This is a genomic window from Rhabdaerophilum sp. (assembly GCF_046092605.1).
GTDB lineage: Bacteria > Pseudomonadota > Alphaproteobacteria > Rhizobiales > Beijerinckiaceae > Rhabdaerophilum.
Genome location: NZ_JBJTDY010000119.1, coordinates 1 through 5,243 on the forward strand (window position 1 = coordinate 1; position 5,243 = coordinate 5,243).

7 protein-coding genes, 1 tRNA gene and 1 pseudogene are annotated in these 5,243 nt (G+C 62.3%); 1 reads left to right on the plus strand and 8 read right to left on the minus strand.

Annotated elements, in window-relative coordinates; genetic code table 11:
• From ACKODO_RS09215 to ACKODO_RS09235, 5 genes and pseudogenes are all read right to left on the minus strand, one after another.
• Positions 1-246: pseudogene (locus ACKODO_RS09215) on the minus strand (NADH-quinone oxidoreductase subunit D); the annotation flags it as partial.
• An 11-nt stretch (positions 247-257) separates the two neighbouring features.
• A complete protein-coding gene (locus ACKODO_RS09220; protein ID WP_408983144.1) occupies positions 258-566 on the minus strand; it encodes a hypothetical protein in 309 nt (102 codons plus the stop codon).
• Between the two features lie 4 nt (positions 567-570).
• Positions 571-1,173 (minus strand): NADH-quinone oxidoreductase subunit C, encoded by a 603-nt coding sequence (locus tag ACKODO_RS09225; RefSeq protein WP_408983145.1) that lies wholly within the window; start codon positions 1,171-1,173, stop codon positions 571-573.
• A 108-nt stretch (positions 1,174-1,281) separates the two neighbouring features.
• Complete coding sequence (locus tag ACKODO_RS09230; RefSeq protein ID WP_408983146.1) at positions 1,282-1,845, minus strand: NuoB/complex I 20 kDa subunit family protein; 564 nt, start codon at positions 1,843-1,845, stop codon at positions 1,282-1,284.
• Between the two features lie 67 nt (positions 1,846-1,912).
• Positions 1,913-2,278 carry an NADH-quinone oxidoreductase subunit A gene (locus ACKODO_RS09235; RefSeq protein WP_408983147.1) on the minus strand — a complete coding sequence of 122 codons (366 nt, stop codon included), beginning with the start codon at positions 2,276-2,278 and terminating at the stop codon, positions 1,913-1,915.
• Positions 2,279-2,508: 230 nt separating this feature from the next.
• Between ACKODO_RS09235 and ACKODO_RS09240 the strand changes: the two genes are divergently transcribed.
• The gene (locus ACKODO_RS09240) at positions 2,509-2,877 is read left to right on the plus strand and encodes a hypothetical protein (RefSeq protein ID WP_408983148.1); all 369 of its coding nucleotides are present in this window, start codon (positions 2,509-2,511) and stop codon (positions 2,875-2,877) included.
• 4 nt (positions 2,878-2,881) lie between these two features.
• On the opposite strand, the gene ACKODO_RS09245 is transcribed toward ACKODO_RS09240, so the two are convergent.
• The 3 genes from ACKODO_RS09245 to ACKODO_RS09255 form a co-directional block, all read right to left on the minus strand.
• A complete protein-coding gene (locus ACKODO_RS09245; RefSeq protein WP_408983149.1) occupies positions 2,882-3,754 on the minus strand; it encodes a DMT family transporter in 873 nt (290 codons plus the stop codon).
• Between the two features lie 50 nt (positions 3,755-3,804).
• Positions 3,805-3,881: transfer RNA gene (locus ACKODO_RS09250), tRNA-Asp, on the minus strand.
• 121 nt (positions 3,882-4,002) lie between these two features.
• Positions 4,003-4,704: a hypothetical protein gene (locus ACKODO_RS09255; protein WP_408983150.1), complete on the minus strand. Its 702-nt coding sequence runs from the start codon at positions 4,702-4,704 to the stop codon at positions 4,003-4,005.
• Positions 4,705-5,243 lie beyond the last annotated feature (539 nt).

Consider the following 5,243-nt stretch of genomic DNA (forward strand, 5'->3'; position numbering starts at 1 on the left):
CGCATAGGCATGCTCCTGGTTCATCGGCGCGACGTAATCGAGCCGGTCGAAATAGGGCACGGCCTGAAGGTAAGTCTTGGCCTCGATCAGCTTCTCCGTGCCGCGATGCAAAAGGCCGATATGCGGATCGACACGCGTGACGATCTCGCCATCGAGTTCGAGCACGAGGCGCAACACACCATGGGCCGCGGGATGCTGCGGCCCGAAATTGATGGTGAAATTGCGCATATCGGGTTGTTCGGTCATCTCTTCACCCCTCAATGCCAGAAACCGAATTCGGCATTGATGCCATTCTGCTCAAGATATTTTTGGAACTCCGCCGACGCATCTGGCCGCCCCCCGAAGCGATCCCGAACAAGAGCCACGAGCAAGGCCTGGGTCGAGGCAGGCTTCAGATCATGCCAATACTCGTAATCGTCGTCGCCAAACTCGGATTCTACGGCCGGACCGAAATCACAGCCGGTCAGGCGACAATTAAAGGACGAATCCACCCAAAAATCAGCGGATTTGCCTGACGCCTCGCCTCTTGGGCTCGCAAACAGTTGAATTTCGATCCGACTGCCCACTGCCTCACCCCTTCGCCTTCTCGTCGCCCGGCAGCACGTAGTCGGTGCCTTCCCACGGCGAGAGGAAATCGAAATTGCGGAATTCCTGGTTGAGCTTCACCGGCTCGTAGACCACGCGCTTCTGCGCATCGTCGTAGCGCACCTCGACGAAGCCCGAGAGCGGGAAATCCTTGCGCAAAGGATGCCCCTCGAAGCCGTAATCGGTGAGGAGCCGGCGCAGATCCGGGTGATCCGAGAACAGGATGCCATACATGTCATAGGCTTCACGCTCGAACCAGATCGCGCCGGGATAGATCGCGACCGCGCTCGGCACGGGCGTGCGCTCGTCGGTCTCGATCTTCACGCGGATGCGGCGAACATGGCGCGGCGAAAGCAGGTGATAGACCACATCGAAACGCTTCTCGCGGGCCGGATAATCCACGCCGCAGATATCGATGAAGCTCAGGAAGGCGCAATCCGGGTCATCATGCAGGAAGGCCAGCACATCGAGAATCGCCGCCGCTTCCGCATGCACGGTCAATTCGCCAAAAGCGATCGACGTGCCGGTCACCTTGCCGGGCAGCGCCTTTTCAAGATGCGCCGCGAGGATGGAAAGAGCTTCGGTCATCGCATTCCCCTCGACGTCATGGCCGGACTTGTTCCGGCCATCCACGTCTGCAAAACCATTCCGAAGTCGTGGATGGCCGGGCTGAACCCGGCCATGACGATTGCAACGTCACCGCTCGATGGTCGATGTGCGGCGGATCTTCTTCTGCAGCAGAAGCACGCCATAGAGCAAAGCCTCGGCCGTGGGCGGGCAGCCCGGCACATAGATATCCACCGGCACCACGCGGTCGCAGCCGCGCACCACCGAGTAGCTGTAATGGTAATAGCCGCCGCCATTGGCGCAGGAGCCCATGGAGATGACGTAGCGCGGCTCGGGCATCTGATCGTAGACCTTGCGGAGCGCGGGGGCCATCTTGTTGGTCAACGTGCCGGCGACGATCATCACGTCGGACTGGCGCGGCGAGGCACGGGGTGCGAAGCCGAAGCGCTCGACATCATAGCGCGGCATGGAGAGCTGCATCATCTCGACCGCGCAGCACGCGAGGCCAAAGGTCATCCACATCAGCGAGCCCGTGCGCGCCCAGGCGATAAGGTCTTCCGAGGCCGTGACGAGGAAACCCTTGTCGGCCAGTTCCTTGTTGATCTCGCCAAAAAACGGATCATTCGCGCCCAGCACCTTGCCCGTCGCGGGGTCGAGGATGCCCTTCGGCTCAGGAGCAACAAGCGTATTCATCGTCGACACCTTTCGCGGGAAGCGCCTGCTACGCCAGCCCCGCTCAAATCAGAAGCGCTTCTGCGCCTCAATCCCATTCCAGCGCGCCCTTCTTCCACTCGTAGACGAAACCCACCGTCAGCACGAAAAGGAAGGCCATCATCGACCAGAAGCCGAACGCGCCGATATCCTGGAGCGCGACGGCCCACGGGAAAAGGAACGCCACTTCGAGATCGAAGATGATGAAGAGGATCGCGACGAGATAGAAGCGCACATCGAACTTCATGCGCGCGTCGTCGAACGCATTGAACCCGCATTCATAGGCCGAGAGCTTCTCGGGGTCCGGGTTCTTGTAGGCCACCGCGAAGGGCGCGACCATCAGCGCAATGCCGATGACCAGCGAGATGCCAATGAAAACGACCAGCGGCAGATAATCGAGGAGCAGCGTTTGCATGATGGACCGTTCGATTAAAGGAGCCGCGCGCCCCGCGCAAGGGAGAGCGGCGTCGCAGGTGGCCGATCATGCCGAAATTCCGACCAAGGAATAAGCGTCCTGCCCATCTTGCATGGCAAGATTCCATGAAGCATGCCGGAAGGGGGGCGCTTGCGGGCCAGCGATTTCCGGGACAACCTGCCGGATGTGGCGACCAGATTGTGAATCGCCCGCAACTTCAGGAGAAAAACATGCTGACGCGCCGCCTCGTCTTGGCAGGAGCCCTGGCCTCGAGCCTCATTCCCGGCCTTGCCGTGGCGCAGGGGCCAGGCCAATACACGATTTCCGGTGTCGATCCGCGCTCGCGCGAAAGCTATTCCGGCACCGCCCAGCTCACCAAGACCGGCGAGGATACCTGGCGAATCGTCTGGCGTATCGGCGGACAGACCTGGAATGGCCATGGAATTGGCGACGGGAAAGTGCTGGCCGTGAATTATTCCGGCCAGGGGGCCAGCGGCGTCTTCCTGATGATCGGCAAGGAAGGCGGCGGCTATGAAGCGGTCTGGAGCTACACGGGCGACACCAAGCTCGGCAGCGAGGAATGGAAGAAGGCGAACTGAGCCTTCAGCGGAGTTTCCGGCTCAAGGCCACCGCGGCGATGATGGCGAGGCAGAACAGGCTCGCCATCCAGTTCATGCGCTCGCCGAGGATCGGCACCGCGAACAGCATCGAGAGAAACGGCTGGAGCAGTTGCACCTGGCTCACCCGCAGGGGGTCCGCCGCAAGGCCACGATACCAGGCGAAGAAGCCGAGCCACATCGAGAACACCGTGACATAGGCGAAACCGAGCCACGCCGCCGGCTCCACAGCGCCCATCGGGCGGAACGCCCAGGCCACGGGAATCGTCAGCGGCAAATAGAGCACCAGAACCCAGCAGATCACGCGCTCGGGCCCGAGGCTGCGGCTCACTTCAGCGCCCTTCACATAGCCGAAGGCAGCCGAGATGACGGCCGCGAGGAGTGCCAGATCGGCGAGGCTCAGGCCCCTGCCCCCGTCGCCGGCCAGCCAGGCATAGAGGATCACCAGCGCGAAACCGAGAATCGCCGCCGCCCAGAAGGCGGTCGAAGCGCGTTCGCGTAGCAACAGCGCGGCGAGTGCAGCCGTTGCCAGCGGCAGGGCCCCGGTGATCACCGAGGCATGCACGGCGTCGACATGCCGCACGGCAAGGCCCAGAAACAGCGGAAAACCGATGACAATCCCCAGGCCGGCCTGCCCGAGACGAAAGACCTGTGACCGGTCGGGGCGCGGCGCGCGTGTCACGGCGAGATAGAAAGCTGAGAGCAGACCCGCCAGCGCGGCGCGTCCCGCCGTGATGAACAGCGGATCAAGCCCGGGAAAACCGGGGCGGTCTGTCGCCAGTCGCGTCATCGGAACGGTGATCGCGAAGATCACGACGCCCAGCAATCCAAGAAGAAAGGCCCGGTCCTGTTCGCGCATCTGGCAATCGGCCTTCGATGCGCAGCGCAAGGGAAGGGCAGGAGAAAAACTGGCGCGGGCGACGGGGCTCGAACCCGCGACCTCCGGCGTGACAGGCCGGCACTCTAACCGACTGAGCTACGCCCGCGCTTTTCCGCAAGGCCCGAGGGGCTTTGCGAGAGCCGATCCCCTAAGGAAGCCTCCCTGCCCTGTCAAGCGCGTTCGGAGGCTTCAGGAAAAATTGCCTTGCCGGCCTTCCGGCAGGCCGCTCAGGGCCCGGCATTACCGAGGCGATAACGGCGGATCTCGGCGGCGGAAAGCACGCGGATCCGGTCATGCGGGGTCGATTCCGCGAGGCTGATCAGGTCCTGCGAACCGCCCACGCGGCTCGCGTAATCGCGAAGCAGGCGAATTTCGTTCTCGCCGGCGAAAATCCGGCTTTGCAATGCCCCGCCGCCTTCCGGCGCATGGGCCTGCACGCGCGCCGACATGCGATGCACGCCAAGGCGCGCGCCATCCGGCACGATGCGCTTCTTCGCACCCATGAGGGTATAGACACAGGCCGAGGCGCATTGGCCTGGCACCACCGAAAGGCCGGGCGCATGCGAAACACGCCGGCCGCGCGCAGGCGAAGACTGGGCCTGAACACCCAGCACCGGCCGCCCGACCACCACGGATGCGCCCGCCTCGTGCAGCAGGGCGCCGAGGCGCAGGGCGCTTTCCACGTTCCCGCCCGGCGAATTGATGAACATCAGGGCATGAAGCCCCGGCACCTGCATTTCCTGGCGCAGGAAACGGGTGAATTTCTGAGGGGCATCATCCGAAATCTCGCCCTCGGCCACCAGCGCACGCGGACAATGGCGCTGAGAGCAATCCGGCCCCAGCGGAACCGAGGCGAATTCCATCGCGGAAGGCGGAGAGGCAAAGAGAGCCAGCAGAAACCCGCCGGCGAAACCGGAACGCAAACGCATGACGCCACTCGAAACTCGTTACAAACGACAGGGCAGCAACCCTCGACCATCAGGGTGAATGAAAGCGGTTTCGGAAAGGTTCACGCGGCAGGCAGGAGACCGTCCCGCTCGGGGACGGCCTTGCGATGATGGTGGGCGGTGAGAGGCTCGAACTCACCGACAAAGTCCGCCATTCAGCTTCCAAATCAGAAAGATAAGGGTTATCAGATCGCTAGGGCCACCGAACTGGCATACAGAGGTGGTGTACATGGTGCTTAGGATGCCCGGACCAATTCGGCGTAACGGCTCTAACGTCTGGTACTACCAGAGGCGGATACCCAGCGATGTATGGGAACGCGCAAAGGGCAAGTCGTTTCTTCTCAACCTTCCATCGAATGATAACGCTACCTTGCCAATTGAAGTAAGGCCGACGGCAAGCGGCCAAATGCGGTTTTCGCTCCACACGACAGATGAGGTTCTTGCCAACCTCAGGAACGCGGCCGCACTAACCCGTCTTATTCATGAGGGGGCTGATTTTGGGTTGGCGGATGTAGCATAAC